General features: G+C 70.8%; 1 pseudogene. It reads left to right on the top strand.

Features of this window, described 5'->3' with window-relative positions:
* Positions 1-713 (top strand): annotated as a pseudogene (locus HUK84_RS21425) (hypothetical protein); the annotation flags it as partial.

Below are 713 nucleotides of genomic sequence, written 5' to 3'. Positions count from 1 at the left end.
GCCTATGCGGCGCCCTTCGCGCGGCCGCTGCGCGTGATCGGCGCGCGGGCGGTGACGCTGGCGACCGGGGCGGAGACGCCGCTGATTCCAATGTCGCGGCTGGATTACGCCAACCTGTCGGGAAAGACCGTGCCGAACGGGCCGCCCGCCCAGTATTTCTACGATCCGCAACTGGGATCGGGGGTGCTGAGCCTGTTCCCGGCGCCGTCGAACGGGCTGACGGCGGTGACCTTCACCTGCCAGCGGCCGCTGCAGGATGTCGCCAATGCCGCGAACACCGCGGACGTGCCGCAGGAATGGGTCTCGGCGCTGCGCTTCGCGCTCGCCGTCGAACTGGCGCCGGAATATGACTGCCCGGCCCCGCGCTTCGAGATGCTGAAGGCGATGGCGGCGGAGAAATTCGCCGGGGTCTCGCAATGGGACCTGGAGCCGGCGGGCACTACCACCACGCCGTTCGGCCAGCCGCTGTACCAGATGATCGCGGGCGCGCTGCGCCTGTGCGGGGCGGTGGGGCCGCAGGACGTGCCGCGGCTGGGGCTGGTGGAGAATGCGTTTACGGCGCTGAACGCGATGGTGCAGGCCTGGCAGGCCTCGGGCATTCATGTCTGGGCCGAGGAGGACGTGACCGTGTTCCTGCAGCCCGGGCAGATCCGCTATCTGCTCGGCGGGGCGACGGCGGACAATGCGGCGGCCACGGCGGGGACCGGCCTGAC

Origin of the sequence: Nguyenibacter vanlangensis (assembly GCF_013376155.1) — a bacterium.
Lineage (GTDB): Bacteria > Pseudomonadota > Alphaproteobacteria > Acetobacterales > Acetobacteraceae > Gluconacetobacter > Gluconacetobacter vanlangensis.
Note: the sequence above shows the minus strand (reverse complement) of the source record. Positions and strands in the feature narration are given on the sequence as shown.